This window comes from Pseudomonas sp. Cab53, from assembly GCF_018325965.1.
GTDB lineage: Bacteria > Pseudomonadota > Gammaproteobacteria > Pseudomonadales > Pseudomonadaceae > Aquipseudomonas > Aquipseudomonas chlororaphis_E.
On record NZ_AP021902.1, the window covers coordinates 23,736 to 38,947 of the forward strand.

Consider the following 15,212-nt stretch of genomic DNA (forward strand, 5'->3'; position numbering starts at 1 on the left):
GAACGATTGTGGCACCTCGCCAGCAACGCAAACAACCGAATTACGCACGTAGCCTGCGCAAAGTCGCGCGGCTGGGAAACCACCTGGGCAAAGGGCGCCGACAGTCAGGCTGGAATCAATCCCGCTTCCTGGTAACTGGCTATCAGGTCATCGAACAGGTCGACGTCGATCCGCGTTCGCGCAATCAACTGCGCGCCCGCGACGGCGGTGTAGATGGCCAAGGCTCGACGCTCGCAGGCTTGCGGGGTGCCGGCTCCGGCATCGACCAGCACTTGGGCCAGCCACGTCACGTTGACGTCCGCATACGCCTTGACCTCTCGCATCACTTCTTCGGGCAGGTCTTCGGATTCGGCCGCCATGAAGCTGGACAGGCACAGCCTGTTGCCGTTCTTCAGCGAGCTGCGAAAAATGGAAGGGTAGCGCCGCAGGCACTCAGCCGGATCGGGGTTGGCGGCGCGTATCTGCTCCAAAGCCTGGCGCGTGTCTTGCCAATAGCGTTCGGCGACCGCGGCACCCAGACCGGCCTTGCTCGGGAAGTGGTAGTAGATGCTCGCATTCTTGATGCCGACTTCTTCGGCAATGCTACGGAAATTGATCCCGCTGTAACCGTGCAGTTGGGCGGCTGATCGGGCCGCCGCCAAAATGGCCTCTCGAGCATTTTCGTTCACGTTTGCCACCTCGCTTCGAGATTCAAATGGATCAGAGGCAGGGATTCTACGCCCATCACCGCTTACCTGCCAATTGTCAGGTAGGGGCTTGACGAGGTAGAAAATAGGGCCCAGTCTTTGCCTACCAACTGACAGGCAGGGATACAATCATGACCGCTCCGCAGCAACGCAATGACGCATCTTCAACGCCCACTACGCTGAAAATCTACGACTGGTTCAACGGCCCCTACCCCGCCCGCGTGCGCATCGCGCTGGCGGAAAACGGCTTGCTGTCGAACGTTGAGTTCGTACCGATCAATCTCTGGACCGGCGAGCACAAGGCACCTGAATTCCTGGACATCAACTACTCCGGGACATTGCCCGTGCTGGAGCTGGATGACGGGACGCGAATCGCCGAGTGCACGGCCATTACCCAGTACCTGGATGGCCTGGACGGTGAGCCGACGCTGACGGGTAGGACGCCGCTCGAGCAAGGCATCATCCATATGATGACCAAGCGCGCCGAAATCGAATTCCTCGATGCCGTCAGCGCCTACTTCCACCACGCTACGCCGGGCCTGGGCCCGCAGGTCGAGCTGTACCAGAACGCTGAGTGGGGCCGCCGGATGGGTGACAAGGCTGTCCGCGGCATGCGTTATTTCGACAACCTGCTCAAAGACCAACCCTACGTGGCGGGCGACGCGTTTTCGATGGCCGACATTGCCGTGTTGGGCGGCATGATCTTCGCCTCGCTGGTGCAACTCCCCGTGCCCGAGGACTGTGCCGCGCTGCGCGCCTGGCACGCCAGGATGCAACAGCGCCCCAGCGTCCAGGCATGGCGTGCGATGGTCGAGCGCGGTGCCGCGTAGCACTGAGAATGCCTCGTCAGCGGCCACGGGCGAGCTGAGTGCCTGGCTGGCGAGTCGGGTGTTGGATCGCGGGTGAACCCGCCAAAGAAAAACCCGACGCTTACGTCGGGTTTCTCTTTGCGGCTTTTCGCTTGTCCCGCGAATGAGTCACGGTGCAAAAGGGATGCAGCGCGCTGTTGAATGAGCGAGAGCAAGCCCTGCAGCTCATTGTTTTACGGCTTACTCGACTTGCGACAGCTTGGCGTCGTCGCAACCAGCGGCACGGCACTCGCGCTCGACAGCCTTGAGTATGACGATACGCGCCTCGGTCTTCTCATTGGCACAGTCCAGGTAGAGCAGGCCATCGTTGGAGCAAGCGCTGTCACGATTTTTGATCCACTGGATTTGCGCGGCTTTCACCTTTTTCTTCTGATCCGGGTTCAGCGCACTCATCGTCTTCTTGTACTGTTCATTGATCTCCTGATCCGACTGAACCATTTTCAGCGACGCGCAATAGGTTCTGTCGTAGGCGTTTCTAGGGTTATCGCAGCTCATCGCGAATGCAGATGCCGATGCCATTGCCAGCAACGCCCCAACCAACAAAGACTTGATCACTCACTTCTCTCCCTGAATGCCCTCTATTGATTAGAGGTCGCGGCGGGGAATCTATCATGAGGGTTGGAGAACAATGAAGTACAACTGCAACGCCCTCGCCGCCGCGCTAGCTGTCGTTACAGCTTTGACGCTCTCGACCAAAGATCGAGGTCGCTGCTGCACGCCGCGACGATGTAGTTCCCACACCAGGAGAATCCGAACGCCCTCACGTGTTCTTTGTAGATCACCGTGCAATCCTTTTGATGACCCTCCATCAGGGCATCCTTGAAGGGTTTGCTTAGAATAAGGCGGTTTTCAGGCCAATCCGGAGAAACCAACTCCAGCCCTTCCCCGGCCATGTTGCCGGTGGGCAAGCCACCGCCCTGTAGGCCACACAGCGGTACGACTTCATCGGCGATCACGCCAATGCCCTGGCAATGCAACCCGAGCTCACTCAAGCCCGCATATTCTTCATAGTCGCGCTCAATTTTTTCTCCTGTGTCGCAGTGCACAACACTCCGACCCGAGCTTGAGACAACCAGCAAATAAGGACCTTTCTGCGAGAACCCTACCGATAGCAGCCCGCCGACGGCTATCGAGGTGACATGAGTCCAACCCTCGGGGTTCGCGTTAACCGGGATCTGGTCGATGAGTCGTATCAAGCGCTTTCGATTGTCTTCGTGTAGTGAATTCATGAGTGCCTGCGGATAAGAAAGAGTAAGTTTTATTCTGTCCTCGGCTCTTCCTTCTCTGGCCGAAAGACAAGTAGCTACCAAGTATCGAGCGGGGCATTCCCGAGTCGGTCAACATTCGTGGCGAGGGAGCTTGCTCCCGCTGGGCTGCAAAGCAGCCCCAACCACCCTGAAAAACGCCTACAGACAAAACCGCAAAGCCAATTCAAACCCAAGCGCAAACCCACCTAGCCCCCATTTGCAGGCCAAACCCAAGCCCTGTTTATCCTCCCGCCGCTAACCGTCCGCCAGGCTACCCAACCTTGCGTCATTGCCTACAACTACGCCAGAATCCGCCCGCTTGTGCACCTTGCCCCTGGGCTCTATCGTTTTCCTGCCACTGCCCATCAGTGGTCGGGTTTAGTAGCCCGCGGTATTTAGTAGGTGCATTAGCTCCGTCAGACAGGCGTCTCCATGCCTATATTTGATGGCGGTTGTGCGCAGGGCGCCCTCGGGCGCGCCGGCTTGCTAAGTCCCCGGTCTACTAACCTGCGTACAGCTGCCTCCCCTTGTTTAGTAGCTAGAGGGTTGCGGCTTCACCTACAGGACTTAGTAAATGTTCAAACCTACACCGAATCCGCCAGAGGCGGACCAAGCTTCCTCGCGAACCAAACCCAAAGCCAAGAAACACGACGAAGCCACCAATCGCGTCTTGGATTATTACCTGCTACCAAAATCGGAAAAATCAGAAGATGCGTCCCAACCGGGCCAGCTCTTCACCGTCGCAAAAAACGCCGACAACGAATGCCTCCTCGCCAACCTCAGCGAAACCCTGGCGGCAGCCGACGCGATGGTCAGTAACCTGGCCTTCGACCTGGAAGGCTCACGCCGTCACATCGCTCTCGGTATCCAGCAATTGATTGAGTTGAGTTCGTTGCTGGCGAACCGAGTGTTAGATAACGTCGAGCCGCGAAACGGGTAAGCCGTTAAAAGAAAACCCGACGCGTTATGTCGGGTTTTCGCCCCCCTTTACACGATAGTGTTTTCTCTTGAGTTTGATGCCGGCCTTCGATTAGATACGAGGCGTAAACGTTGTGACGTGAATAGCACCATCAAAACACAAGGGAACAGCGCTAAATGGCAAGGATAGAACCGGTTTTCGGCAGCATCAGCAGCGAAATCGAAAACCCATACAAACCGGGCGACGCTCAACTGATTGACGACGAGGTTGTCACGTTTTCAAAACCCAGAATTCTTGATTTTTCCGGACGTATTTCTCTGGCGCGCTTCTGGCTGATTCGTGTGCCCTTGGTGCTGGTTCTTCCGTGCATTTTGCTGGCGTTCTTTATGGTGGGGTTGCGCCATCAACTGGTGGTTTTGCTGATAGTTGGTGTCACCGTTGTCGTTCCTGCCATCCTGCTCGACGTGTCTCTACTGGTACGCAGGGCACGTGATATAGGCTGGAGTCCGATAATATGGGGAATTCTCAGCGTGTTCCCTGTTATCGGCTTTTTGATAACGCTTCCGCTCGTCATGCTTCCGGGGCGTAAAGCGATTAATAAATACGGCCCGCCCAATCCACCTCTCTCGACGTTGGTAAAGCTACTTACCGCGCTTTTGGTGGTGCTGGTGCTTGTAACTTCAACCGTGTTAGTTGCGTATTTTCCCGAATACCACCCAGAGGCACTCTACGAGTGGTTTTTTAACGCACTGGTTCAGGCATAACGCACAACGCTCATCCTCCAAACAAAAACGGGGAGATGCATTCCCATGCATCTCCCCGCCTTCACTCATTCATTACGTTTCAAATCAAAACGCCGGCAATACCGCGCCTTTGTACTTCTCAAGAATAAAAGCCTTCACTTCCGGGCTATGCAGCGCAGCAACCAGCTTCTTCATCGCCTCACTGTCCTTGTCATCCTCACGCGCTACCAGGATGTTCACGTAAGGCGAGTCGCTGCCTTCGATCACCAGCGCATCCTTGGACGGATCGAGCTTGGCTTCCAGCGCATAGTTGGTGTTGATCAGCGCCAGGTCGACCTGGGTCAGCACGCGTGGGATGGTCGCGGCTTCCAGTTCACGGAATTTCAGGTCCTTGGTGTTCTCGGTGATGTCTTTGATGGTCGACAGGATGTTGGCCGGATCCTTGAGCTTGATCACCCCGGCTTTGGCCAGCAGCAACAGCGCACGGCCGCCGTTGGTGGCGTCGTTGGGGATGACCACGTTGGCGCCGCCCGGCAGTTCGTCGAGTTTCTTGTACTTGCTGGAGTACGCGCCCAGAGGCTCCAGGTGCACCCCGACCACGCTCACCAGGTGGGTGCCCTTGGCCTTGTTGAATTCATCCAGGTACGGCTTGTGCTGGAAGAAGTTGGCGTCCAGGCGTTTTTCGGCGACTTGTACGTTGGGCTGGATGTAGTCGGTGAAGACCTTGACCTTGAGGTCCACGCCTTCCTTGGCCAGCGCCGGTTTGACGAACTCGAGGATTTCCGCGTGCGGTACCGGCGTTGCCGCGACGCTCAGGGTCTCGGCGGCGTGGGCGGAAAAGGCTGCGACGGCAGCGAAGGCAACCAGTAACTTCTTCATTCAGCTAACTCCTTGTGAGTGCCCGCTTGCGGCACCTGCCAGCGAATGGCTGGCTCATGGTTTTGGCACGACGCCTTATTTTCTAGAGAAATGCACAACCAGCTTGTCGCCCACGGTTTGCAGGACTTGCACCAGCACCAGCAGCAACACCACCGTAACCACCATGACATCGGTCTGGAAGCGCTGGTAGCCGAAGCGGATCGCCAGGTCGCCCAAGCCACCGGCGCCCACCACACCGGCCATGGCCGTGTAGGACACCAGCGTGATCGCGGTCACCGTAATCGCGGCAAAGATGCCCGGACGGGCCTCCGGCAGCAAGGCATTGACGATGATCTGCCGGGTCGTTGCGCCCATGGCCTGGGTCGCCTCGATGATGCCGCGGTCGACTTCGCGCAGGGCGGTTTCCACCAGACGGGCAAAGAACGGTGTCGCACCGACCACCAGCGGCGGAATCGCCCCGGCCACGCCCAGCGAGGTCCCGGTAATCAATACCGTGAACGGGATCATCACGATCAACAGGATGATGAACGGCAGCGAGCGCAGGATGTTGACGATCAGCGACAACAGCGCATAAACGCCGCGGGCTTCGAGCAACTGGCGCGGGCTGCACAAAAACAGCAGCACGCCCAGGGGCAGGCCGAGCAGCACGGTGAACAACAGCGAGCCGAACAGCATCAGGAAGGTGTCGCCGGTGGCCAGCCAGATTTCCAGCCAGTCGATGTTTGCAAAGAAATTCGTCAGCAGTTCCATCAGCGCAGCACCTCCATGTGGACATCGGCCGCGGTGAAGCGGGCGAACGCCGCCTCCATGTCACCGCCGGTGATGGCGAGGGTCAGTTGCCCGTAGGGGGTGTCTTTGATGCGGTCGATGCGCCCGGCCAGGATGCTGTAGTCCACCCCGGTTTCCCGGGCGACGGTGCCGAGCAATGGGGCGTAGGTCGCATCGCCCTGGAACGTCAGACGCACGATGCGCCCGGGCACGTGGGCAAAATCGTCGCGCTGTTCGCTTTCGTCGATCTGCTCGTCTTCCTGGACGAAACGCTTGGTGGTCGGGTGCTTGGGGTGCAGGAACACCTGGGCCACCGGCCCCTGCTCGACAATCACGCCGGCGTCCATCACCGCCACTTCATCACAGACCCGACGAATCACGTCCATTTCATGGGTGATCAGCACGATGGTCAGCTTCAGCTCGCGGTTGATTTCGGCCAGCAGTTGCAGCACCGAGGCGGTGGTCTGCGGGTCCAGCGCGCTGGTGGCTTCGTCGCACAGCAAGATCTTGGGCTTGGTCGCCAGGGCACGGGCGATGCCGACGCGCTGCTTCTGGCCGCCGGACAATTGCGCCGGGTACTTCTTGGCGTGGTCGGACAAGCCGACGCGGGCGAGCAACTCGGCGACGCGCTGGTCGATTTCGCTGCGGGACAATTCGCCCGCCAGCGTCAGTGGCAGCGCCACGTTGTCGGCCACGGTCTTGGAGGCCAGCAGGTTGAAGTGCTGGAAGATCATCCCGACCTGCTGGCGAAAGCGCCGCAGGCCGCCTGCGTCCAGGGCGGTGACTTCTTCACCGTCGACGATGATCTTGCCGCCGCTGGAGTCTTCCAGGCGATTGATCAGGCGCAGCAGGGTACTTTTTCCCGCACCGGAATGGCCGATGAGGCCGAAGACCTGACCGTTCTCAATCGTCAGACTGGTCGGGTGCAGGGCGGGGATATCCTTACCGGCGACCCGGTAGGTTTTATGGACGTTTTGAAACTCGATCACGTAGCGAACCTTGTGGGGCGCGTTGGAAAAAGATCAGCGGTTAGCCGGGCGCGCATTTTAGCCTGTCCGTATAGAGGTTCTTAGCATTTATTTGCGATCTGACCTGTCATTTGGCAATAACGCGATCAAAGGCATAAAAAAGGAACACCGCCTGGCGGTGCGGGTCACTCCTAAAGCAGCCACAGATCGCAAAGAGGAGTGACGCCTGATGAGCACCAACAAGCCCCCGGTCGACAAGAGCCAGTTGGCCGGGACCGACACCCTGGACCGCGGCAACACCAACGCCAAGCTCGACAGCCTGGAAACCTTCCGCTCCGACGCCACCGAACAGGCGTTGCGCACCAATCAGGGCGTGAAAATCGCCGACAACCAGAACACCCTGCGCGCCGGCGCCCGTGGGCCGTCGTTACTGGAAGACTTCATCATGCGTGAAAAGATCACGCATTTTGACCACGAGCGCATCCCGGAGCGTATCGTCCACGCCCGCGGCACCGGCGCCCACGGTTACTTCCAGAGCTATGAAGCCCATTCGGCGCTGACCAAGGCCGGTTTCCTACAAGACCCGAGCAAGAAAACGCCGGTGTTCGTGCGGTTTTCCACCGTGCAGGGCCCGCGGGGTTCCGGTGACACGGTGCGGGACGTACGCGGTTTTGCGGTGAAGTTTTTCACCGACGAAGGCAACTTCGACCTGGTGGGCAACAACATGCCGGTGTTCTTCATCCAGGACGCGATCAAGTTTCCCGACTTCGTCCATGCGGTCAAACCCGAGCCGCATAACGAGATCCCTACCGGTGGCTCGGCCCACGACACCTTCTGGGACTTTGTCTCGCTGGTGCCGGAGTCGGCCCACATGGTGATCTGGGCGATGTCCGACCGGGCCATTCCAAAAAGCCTGCGCAGCATGCAAGGCTTTGGCGTGCACACCTTCCGCATGATCAACGCCGAAGGCCGCAGCAGTTTCGTCAAATTCCACTGGCGACCCAAGGTCGGCACCTGTTCCCTGGTGTGGGACGAAGCCCAGAAGCTGGCCGGTAAAGACACCGACTACCACCGTCGCGACCTGTGGGAAGCGATCGAGATGGGCGACTACCCGGAATGGGAGTTCGGCGTACAGATCGTCGCCGAGGAAGACGAGCACAAGTTCGACTTCGACCTGCTCGACCCGACCAAGATCATCCCGGAAGAACTGGTGCCCATCACGCCCCTGGGCAAAATGGTGCTGAACCGCAACCCGGACAACTTCTTCGCCGAAGTCGAACAGGTTGCCTTCTGCCCTGGGCACATCGTGCCGGGTATCGACTTTTCCAACGACCCGTTGCTGCAAGGTCGGCTCTTTTCCTACACCGATACGCAAATCAGCCGACTCGGTGGGCCGAACTTTCATGAGTTGCCGATCAACCGTGCCATCACTCCGGTGCACAACGGCCAGCGTGACGCCATGCACCGCACCACCATCGACAAGGGGCGCACGTCCTACGAGCCGAACTCCATCGACGGCGGCTGGCCGAAGGAAACCCCGCCCGGCCCGCAGGACGGCGGCTTTGAGAGTTATCCGGAGCGCATCGATGCCCACAAGATCCGCCAGCGCAGCGATTCGTTCGGCGATCATTTCTCCCAGGCGCGGCTGTTCTACAAGAGCATGAGCCCGCATGAGCAGGAGCACATCATCGCGGCCTATAGCTTCGAGCTGGGCAAAGTGGAGCGGGAGTTCATCCGGGCGCGGCAGGTCAACGAGATCCTGGCCAACATCGACCTGGAACTGGCCGGGCGAGTAGCGAAAAACCTGGGTCTGCCGGCGCCCACCGCTTGCACCGTGGACGTGCCGACGCCTTCGCTGGAGAAATCCCCGGCCCTGAGCCAGGCGAACCTGCTCTCGGGCGACATCAAGACTCGCAAGGTCGCGGTGCTGGTGGCTGATGGCGTCGATGGCGCGATCATCGATGCGCTCAAACAGGCATTGGAGGCCGAGGGCGCTCACGCCAAGGTCTTGGGGCCGACCTCTGCGCCGGTCACCACCGCCGATGGGCAAACGTTGCCGGTGGACGCGTCCATGGAAGGGATGCCGTCGATTGCCTTCGACGCGGTGTTCGTCCCGGGCGGCGCGCAGTCCATCCAGGCGCTGAGCAGCGATGGCGTGGCGTTGCATTACCTGTTGGAAGCCTACAAGCACCTGAAGGCCATCGCCCTCAACGGGGAAGCCCGGCAGTTGCTGGTGCTGTTGAAGCTGGATGCGGATGCCGGGCTGATTCCCGACGCGGATGCCAGCAAGTTCCAGGCGTTCTTCGACGCGATTGCGCAACACCGGGTGTGGGCGCGGGAGCCCAAGGCCAAGGCGATTCCGGCTTGAGGAGTGTCTGAAAAAGGCTCTGTTGCCTGACAGTACGCCATCGCGAGCAAGCTCGCTCCCACAGGGTCTTGTGATGAATCACTGAACCTTGTGGGGGCGAGCCTGCTCGCGAGGCTTTTTAGGATTTGCGCGGTGTAAGAACCACTTGCGCCGGCACGCTGCGCAGGATCTGCTTGCGCAGCTTCAAGTCGAACTCGGGGTCGAGTTTCTTGACCCGCTTGGTCAGCATTGTCGCCAACCACGGATAATCATCGGTGCGCGGTGCCTGGATGCTGACATCACATTGGTAATTCACCACATCGGCGGCAATGGCATCCAGTTGGCGACGCATTTGCTGCACATCGGCAATGTTCAACGCCACGGTGGTGCTTTCGGCGCTGGGGTCGATCAGCTTGGCGACCGGCTTGGCTTCGGCCGCCTTGAGGGCCGCCTCGGCTTTGTCCAGGTCGGCCTTGCGCGCTTGTGCAATGGCGCTGTTGACTTCGCCGGTAAGCGCTGGGGCCTTGGGCATCAAGGCTCGGGCACGGCTCAGGGCGGTGGCGGCGGCGTTGACGTCACCCTTTTGCAGGTCGATCTGGCTGCGGCGCAGATACGCCTCGGCCAACTGGCGTTGGAAGGGTTCCAGCGACGCATCTTCAGGCGATTGGGCCTGCAAGGTGGCCAATTGGTCTTCAGCGGTGGCCAGCTCATTGGCGGCCAGGCTTTGTTCCAGCTGCGCGATGGCCGGGCCCCGGGTATCGGGGGCCTCGGTGACCGGCGGCGTACTCTGGCAAGCGCCCAGTAGCACTGAAAGCGCGACAAGGAGCAGATAACGGGAGGCGAACGGCTTCATTCCTGCGACTCTCTATTTGCGCAAAAAGCGAGCAAGTCTACACCCCTCGACGAGGCAGGACAAAACTCAGCAGAAACAGCGCGGCGGCGCTGACCACGATCGATGGGCCGGCCGGAGTATCCTTGAACCAGGAAAGGGCCAGCCCGCCGCACACCGCGAGCATGCCCAGCAGGCTCGCGCCCAGGGCCATCTGCTCCGGCGAGCGGGCGTGACGTTGTGCCGCAGCCGCCGGAATGATCAGCAACGAAGTAATCAGCAACACACCGACGATCTTCATGGCCACGGCGATGACCACCGCAATCAACAGCATCAAGGCCAAGCGCAGCCCCGTCACGGGCAGGCCTTCGACCCGCGCCAGTTCCTCGTGCACGGTGACGGCCAGCAGCGGGCGCCAGAGCGCCACCAGCAGCGCCAGCACCGCGGCACTGCCCCCCAGGATCCACGACAGGTCGGCCGGGCTGATGGCCAACAGGTCGCCGAACAGGTAAGCCATCAGGTCGATGCGCACATCGTGCATGAAGCTGAGCACCACCAGGCCAAGGGACAACGTGCTCGGTGCCAGGATGCCCAGCAGCGTGTCGGACGCCAGCGGCTGGCGCTGTTGCAGCGTCACCAGCACCACCGCCAGCAACAGGCAGCCCACGGTCACCGCCACCGCCGGGCTGACGTCCAGTAAAAAGCCCAGGGCCACGCCGAGCAACGCCGCGTGGGACAAGGTGTCGCCAAAATAGGCCATGCGCCGCCAGACCACGAACGAACCCAGGGGCCCGGCCACCAGCGCGAGGGCCAGGCCTGCGAGCAGGGCATACAACAGAAAATCAGCCATGCTTGCAGCCATCTCCGTGAACATGGGGGGTAACCGATGCACCAATGACCACCGAACCGTGCAGGTCGTGGGCGTGGTCATGGTGGTGGTGATAAATCGCCAGGCTTTGTGCGTTCTTTCCGAACAGCTCGACGAATGCCGGGTCGCCGCTGACCTGCTCGGGGTGCCCGGAGCAGCAGACGTGACGGTTGAGGCAGACCACCTGGTCGGTGGTGCTCATCACCAGGTGCAGGTCATGGGACACCATCAGCACGCCGCAACCGTGCCGGTCGCGCAGGCGGGTAATCAGGCTGTACAGCTCGGCCTGGCCCGCCACATCGACGCCCTGGACCGGCTCGTCGAGTACCAGCAACTCCGGCTCGCGCAACAGGGCCCGGGCCAGCAGTACGCGTTGCATCTCGCCGCCGGACACGCTTTGCACCGGGCTGTCGATGACCTGTTCGGCCCCGACTTCGTTGAGCGCCGCCAGGGCGCGCTCGCGATCGACGCCGGGAACCAGGCGCAGGAAACGCAGGACCGACAGCGGCAACGTCGGATCGACGTGGAGTTTTTGCGGCATGTAGCCGATCCGCAGCTTCGGCTTGCGCCAGACGTTGCCGCTGTCGGGCTTGAGCAAGCCCAGCACGGCGCGCACCAGGGTGGTCTTGCCGGCGCCGTTGGGGCCAATCAAGGTCACGATCTGCCCGGGTTCGACGCTCAGGTGGATGTCATCCAGCACGTTCTGCCCGGCGAACTTGACGGCCACCTTTTCGAGGCGGATCAACGCGTCGCTCATCAGGCCCCCTGGCAGCCGGAGCAGAGGCCGACCACTTCGACGGTCTGGGTGTCGACCACGAAGCCGACATCCTGGGCGCTGGCGATGATCGCATCGCTGATGGATTTCTGTTCCAGCTCGATGGCGGCGTGGCATTCGCGGCAGATCAGGAACTGGCCCTGGTGGGCATGTTCCGGGTGGTTGCAGCCGACGAAGGCGTTGAGCGAGGAAATGCGATGCACCAGGCCGTTTTCCAGCAGGAAATCCAGCGCCCGATACACCGTCGGCGGCGCGGCGCGGCGGCCATCCTGCTCGCTGAGTACCGCCAGGATGTCGTAGGCGCCCAGCGGCTTGTGGCTTTGCCAGACCAACTCCAGCACCCGGCGGCGCAACGCCGTCAGGCGCAACCCTTGGCGCGCGCAGATGGCATCGGCCTCGGACAGCGCGCTGTGCACGCAGTGGGAGTGATCATGGGGGCGACTGGCAAGGGGTGTAATAGGCATGGGCAGCGACGAGTTCAGTGAGAGACGTTATTATGTTACCCGTTCTCGCCTATTCGAGTGGTCATCGTGTCCCGATTTTTTTTGCTCTTTGTCGCTTTTTTCGCCAGTTTCCTGTTGATTGCCCCAGCCCAGGCCGAGGTCAAGGTCCTGACCAGTATCAAGCCGTTGCAACTGATTGCCGCGGCGGTGCAGGACGGCCTGGGCGTGCCTGAGGTGCTGCTGCCGCCCGGCGCTTCGCCCCATCACTACGCGCTGCGGCCCTCCGATGTACGCAAAGTGCAGTCGGTGGACCTGCTCTACTGGATCGGCCCCGACATGGAAGGTTTCCTGCCGCGGGTGTTGAACGGTCGTACGGCGCCTTCTGTCGCGCTGCAGGACTTGCCGGGACTCAAGCTGCGTCATTTCGCCGAGGACAGCCATTCCCATACCGACGAGGATGGCGACGAGCACGATCATGATCATCGTCCTGGCACGATCGACGCGCATCTGTGGCTTTCGCCGCTCAATGCCCGAGTGATCGCCGCAAAAATGGCCGCGGACCTGAGCGCGGCCGATCCAGCCAATGCCTCGCGCTATCAAAGCAACCTTGGGAGCTTCAACCAGCGTCTCGACGCTCTGGACACGCGCCTCAAGGGCCGTCTGGCCGGGGTCGCGGGCAAGCCGTATTTCGTTTTCCATGAAGCGTTCGACTATTTCGAAGACCACTACGGCCTCAAGCACACCGGGGTGTTCGCCGTGGCGGCCGAAGTCCAGCCCGGTGCCCAGCACGTAGCGGCGATGCGTACGCGCTTGCAGGCCGTGGGCAAGACCTGCGTGTTCAGCGAGCCGCCCCTGCGGCCACGCCTGGCTGAAACCCTGGTGGCCGGGTTGCCGGTGAAGCTGGCGGAACTGGACGCATTGGGTGGCTACACCCCGGCGACCGCGCAAGGATACGAGCAACTGCTGGAAAAACTGGGCAATGACCTGGCGGGGTGCCTGGAGTCGTTATAAGGCGACGCGCTCCAGCGGCGTCAGGCTTGTCGGTCGAGTTTCTTGAGAAACACGGTCATTTCTTTCTCGGCCTGCTTGTCGCCATGGCCCCGGGCAGCGTCCAGGCCCCGCTCCCAGGCCGCGCGCGCCGCCGCAAGATCCCCCGGCCCTGATGCGCCTTGCCCAACAGTTTCCAGGCAGCCGAATACTGGGGGTCGAGCTCGACGCAACGTTGCAGGTGCTCGGCGGCACGGGGGAATTCGCCAAGGTCGAGATAGCCCTTGCCCAGGCCGAAGCGCAGCAACGGGTTATCCACACCCTTGGCGAGCATTTTTTCCAGGGAGTCGAGCATGGTTGGCGTCCTTGTGAGTTGTGTCAGGGGTTGATCGGCTGCGAGTCAGGTGGCTATCGCGAGCAAGCTCGCTCCCACTGGGAATGTACTCCACCTGTGGGGGCGCGCTTGCTCGCGATGAGGCCATTTAATGTCACGGCGGATCCTGGGTCAGAAAAAGCTCAACCCCACATGGAACAGCTTCTCGACATCGCGAATGTGCTTCTTGTCCACCAGGAACAGGATCACATGGTCGCCCGCCTGGACCACCGTGTCGTCATGGGCAATCAACACTTCTTCATCACGGATGATGGCGCCGATGGTGGTGCCCGGTGGCAGGCCGATGTCGCGGATGGCCTTGCCGATCACTTTGCTGGATTTGGCATCGCCATGGGCAATCGCCTCGATGGCCTCGGCCGCGCCCCGGCGCAGGGAGTGCACGCTGACGATGTCGCCGCGCCGCACATGCGCCAGCAAGGTGCCGATGGTCGCCAGTTGCGGGCTGATGGCGATGTCGATGTCGCCGCCCTGGATGAGGTCGACATAGGCCGGGTTGTTGATGATGGTCATCACCTTCTTCGCCCCCAGGCGCTTGGCCAACAGTGACGACATGATGTTGGCTTCGTCGTCGTTGGTCAGGGCCAGGAAGATGTCGGCATCGGCGATGTTCTCTTCCAGCAGCAGGTCCCGGTCCGAGGCGCTGCCCTGCAGCACCACGGTGCTGTCGAGGGTGTCCGAGAGGTAGCGGCAGCGGGCCGGGCTCATCTCGATGATCTTGACCTGGTAACGGCTCTCGATGGCTTCGGCCAGGCGTTCGCCGATCTGCCCGCCGCCGGCGATCACGATGCGCTTGTAGCTTTCGTCGAGGCGGCGCATTTCGCTCATCACTGCGCGAATGTTCGCCTTGGCCGCGATGAAAAACACCTCGTCGTCGGCTTCGATCACCGTGTCGCCCTGGGGCAGGATCGGCCGGTCGCGGCGGAAGATCGCCGCCACACGGGTCTCGACATTGGGCATGTGCTCGCGCAGTTGGCGCAGTTGCTGGCCCACCAACGGGCCACCGTAGTAGGCCTTCACCGCCACCAGTTGCGCCTGGCCTTCGGCAAAGTCGATCACCTGCAAGGCCCCCGGATGCTCGATCAGGCGCTTGATGTAGTTGGTCACCACCTGCTCGGGGCTGATCAGCACATCCACCGGGATGGCTTCGTTGTCGAACAGGTCGGTACGGGTCAGGTAGGCCGCTTCGCGCACCCGGGCGATCTTGGTCGGGGTGTGGAACAGGGTGTGGGCGACCTGGCAGGCGACCATGTTGGTTTCATCGCTGTTGGTGACGGCCACGAGCATGTCGGCATCGTCGGCCCCGGCCTGGCGCAGTACCGTCGGCAATGAGCCCCGACCCTGCACGGTGCGGATGTCGAGACGGTCGCCCAGGTCCCGCAGGCGTTCACCGTCGGTATCGACCACGGTGATGTCATTGGCCTCGCTGGCCAGGTGTTCCGCCAGCGAACCGCCGACCTGCCCGGCGCCAAGGATGATGATTTTCATCCGGT

16 protein-coding genes and 1 pseudogene are annotated in these 15,212 nt (G+C 61.2%); 5 read left to right on the forward strand and 12 right to left on the reverse strand.

Annotation, left to right across the window (positions count from 1 at the left end; translation table 11 throughout):
• Positions 1-104: 104 nt before the first annotated feature.
• The gene (locus tag KI241_RS00105) at positions 105-668 is read right to left on the reverse strand and encodes a TetR/AcrR family transcriptional regulator (protein WP_212803205.1); all 564 of its coding nucleotides are present in this window, start codon (positions 666-668) and stop codon (positions 105-107) included.
• A 149-nt stretch (positions 669-817) separates the two neighbouring features.
• Between KI241_RS00105 and KI241_RS00110 the strand changes: the two genes are divergently transcribed.
• The gene (locus tag KI241_RS00110; protein ID WP_123579300.1) at positions 818-1,516 is read left to right on the forward strand and encodes a glutathione S-transferase; all 699 of its coding nucleotides are present in this window, start codon (positions 818-820) and stop codon (positions 1,514-1,516) included.
• A 219-nt stretch (positions 1,517-1,735) separates the two neighbouring features.
• Here KI241_RS00110 and KI241_RS00115 read toward each other — a convergent pair whose 3' ends face one another.
• Entirely contained in the window at positions 1,736-2,110 is a 375-nt protein-coding gene (locus tag KI241_RS00115) for a lysozyme inhibitor LprI family protein (protein ID WP_080922152.1), read from the reverse strand.
• A gap of 116 nt (positions 2,111-2,226) precedes the next feature.
• Positions 2,227-2,784: a hypothetical protein gene (locus tag KI241_RS00120; protein ID WP_052497400.1), complete on the reverse strand. Its 558-nt coding sequence runs from the start codon at positions 2,782-2,784 to the stop codon at positions 2,227-2,229.
• Between the two features lie 592 nt (positions 2,785-3,376).
• Between KI241_RS00120 and KI241_RS00125 the strand changes: the two genes are divergently transcribed.
• Together KI241_RS00125 and KI241_RS00130 are read left to right on the forward strand one after the other, a co-directional pair.
• Positions 3,377-3,742 (forward strand): DUF6124 family protein, encoded by a 366-nt coding sequence (locus KI241_RS00125; RefSeq protein ID WP_047739362.1) that lies wholly within the window; start codon positions 3,377-3,379, stop codon positions 3,740-3,742.
• Positions 3,743-3,897: 155 nt separating this feature from the next.
• Complete coding sequence (locus tag KI241_RS00130; protein ID WP_042732796.1) at positions 3,898-4,485, forward strand: DUF805 domain-containing protein; 588 nt, start codon at positions 3,898-3,900, stop codon at positions 4,483-4,485.
• Positions 4,486-4,569: 84 nt separating this feature from the next.
• Here the strand turns inward: KI241_RS00130 and KI241_RS00135 are convergent, their stop codons facing one another.
• From KI241_RS00135 to KI241_RS00145, 3 genes are all read right to left on the reverse strand, one after another.
• Positions 4,570-5,343, reverse strand: a complete 774-nt coding sequence (locus KI241_RS00135) for a MetQ/NlpA family ABC transporter substrate-binding protein (protein ID WP_212803206.1) — start codon at positions 5,341-5,343, stop codon at positions 4,570-4,572.
• A 75-nt stretch (positions 5,344-5,418) separates the two neighbouring features.
• Positions 5,419-6,093 carry a methionine ABC transporter permease gene (locus KI241_RS00140; RefSeq protein WP_041024679.1) on the reverse strand — a complete coding sequence of 225 codons (675 nt, stop codon included), beginning with the start codon at positions 6,091-6,093 and terminating at the stop codon, positions 5,419-5,421.
• Positions 6,093-7,100: a methionine ABC transporter ATP-binding protein gene (locus KI241_RS00145; protein ID WP_047739361.1), complete on the reverse strand. Its 1,008-nt coding sequence runs from the start codon at positions 7,098-7,100 to the stop codon at positions 6,093-6,095. Before KI241_RS00145 ends, KI241_RS00140 begins: the two co-directional genes overlap by 1 nt.
• Before the next feature lie 208 nt (positions 7,101-7,308).
• Here KI241_RS00145 and katE point away from each other — a divergent pair, with 208 nt between their 5' ends.
• A complete protein-coding gene (katE, locus tag KI241_RS00150) occupies positions 7,309-9,447 on the forward strand; it encodes a catalase HPII (RefSeq protein WP_212803207.1) in 2,139 nt (712 codons plus the stop codon).
• A gap of 118 nt (positions 9,448-9,565) precedes the next feature.
• On the opposite strand, the gene KI241_RS00155 is transcribed toward katE, so the two are convergent.
• The 4 genes from KI241_RS00155 to zur are packed head-to-tail and all read right to left on the reverse strand — an operon-like array spanning position 9,566 to position 12,362.
• The gene (locus KI241_RS00155) at positions 9,566-10,279 is read right to left on the reverse strand and encodes a PA5502 family lipoprotein (RefSeq protein ID WP_212803208.1); all 714 of its coding nucleotides are present in this window, start codon (positions 10,277-10,279) and stop codon (positions 9,566-9,568) included.
• Between the two features lie 37 nt (positions 10,280-10,316).
• Positions 10,317-11,105 (reverse strand): zinc ABC transporter permease subunit ZnuB, encoded by a 789-nt coding sequence (gene znuB / locus KI241_RS00160; RefSeq protein WP_042731207.1) that lies wholly within the window; start codon positions 11,103-11,105, stop codon positions 10,317-10,319.
• Entirely contained in the window at positions 11,098-11,880 is a 783-nt protein-coding gene (znuC, locus tag KI241_RS00165; protein WP_212803209.1) for a zinc ABC transporter ATP-binding protein ZnuC, read from the reverse strand. Before znuC ends, znuB begins: the two co-directional genes overlap by 8 nt.
• On the reverse strand, positions 11,880-12,362 hold the full coding sequence (zur, locus tag KI241_RS00170) for a zinc uptake transcriptional repressor Zur (protein ID WP_042731209.1): 483 nt from the start codon (positions 12,360-12,362) through the stop codon (positions 11,880-11,882). The genes znuC and zur overlap by 1 nt, the downstream gene beginning before the upstream one ends.
• A 66-nt stretch (positions 12,363-12,428) precedes the next feature.
• Between zur and KI241_RS00175 the strand changes: the two genes are divergently transcribed.
• Positions 12,429-13,352 carry a zinc ABC transporter substrate-binding protein gene (locus KI241_RS00175; protein ID WP_212803210.1) on the forward strand — a complete coding sequence of 308 codons (924 nt, stop codon included), beginning with the start codon at positions 12,429-12,431 and terminating at the stop codon, positions 13,350-13,352.
• A gap of 20 nt (positions 13,353-13,372) precedes the next feature.
• On the opposite strand, the pseudogene KI241_RS00180 reads toward KI241_RS00175, so the two are convergent.
• Together KI241_RS00180 and trkA are read right to left on the reverse strand one after the other, a co-directional pair.
• A pseudogene (locus KI241_RS00180) lies at positions 13,373-13,683 on the reverse strand (tetratricopeptide repeat protein).
• Positions 13,684-13,833: 150 nt separating this feature from the next.
• Positions 13,834-15,207, reverse strand: a complete 1,374-nt coding sequence (trkA, locus tag KI241_RS00185; protein ID WP_053148189.1) for a Trk system potassium transporter TrkA — start codon at positions 15,205-15,207, stop codon at positions 13,834-13,836.
• Positions 15,208-15,212: the final 5 nt, after the last annotated feature.

What these genes read in the sequence shown, in the direction of transcription:
- KI241_RS00110 (WP_123579300.1), top strand. Translation starts at nt 818, where the DNA reads ATGACCGCTCCGCAGCAACGCAATGACGCATCTTCAACGCCCACTACG.
- KI241_RS00120 (WP_052497400.1), bottom strand. Translation starts at nt 2,784, where the DNA reads ATGAATTCACTACACGAAGACAATCGAAAGCGCTTGATACGACTCATC.
- KI241_RS00125 (WP_047739362.1), top strand. Translation starts at nt 3,377, where the DNA reads ATGTTCAAACCTACACCGAATCCGCCAGAGGCGGACCAAGCTTCCTCG.
- KI241_RS00130 (WP_042732796.1), top strand. Translation starts at nt 3,898, where the DNA reads ATGGCAAGGATAGAACCGGTTTTCGGCAGCATCAGCAGCGAAATCGAA.
- KI241_RS00135 (WP_212803206.1), bottom strand. Translation starts at nt 5,343, where the DNA reads ATGAAGAAGTTACTGGTTGCCTTCGCTGCCGTCGCAGCCTTTTCCGCC.
- KI241_RS00140 (WP_041024679.1), bottom strand. Translation starts at nt 6,093, where the DNA reads ATGGAACTGCTGACGAATTTCTTTGCAAACATCGACTGGCTGGAAATC.
- katE (WP_212803207.1), top strand. Translation starts at nt 7,309, where the DNA reads ATGAGCACCAACAAGCCCCCGGTCGACAAGAGCCAGTTGGCCGGGACC.
- KI241_RS00155 (WP_212803208.1), bottom strand. Translation starts at nt 10,279, where the DNA reads ATGAAGCCGTTCGCCTCCCGTTATCTGCTCCTTGTCGCGCTTTCAGTG.
- znuB (WP_042731207.1), bottom strand. Translation starts at nt 11,105, where the DNA reads ATGGCTGATTTTCTGTTGTATGCCCTGCTCGCAGGCCTGGCCCTCGCG.
- znuC (WP_212803209.1), bottom strand. Translation starts at nt 11,880, where the DNA reads ATGAGCGACGCGTTGATCCGCCTCGAAAAGGTGGCCGTCAAGTTCGCC.
- zur (WP_042731209.1), bottom strand. Translation starts at nt 12,362, where the DNA reads ATGCCTATTACACCCCTTGCCAGTCGCCCCCATGATCACTCCCACTGC.
- trkA (WP_053148189.1), bottom strand. Translation starts at nt 15,207, where the DNA reads ATGAAAATCATCATCCTTGGCGCCGGGCAGGTCGGCGGTTCGCTGGCG.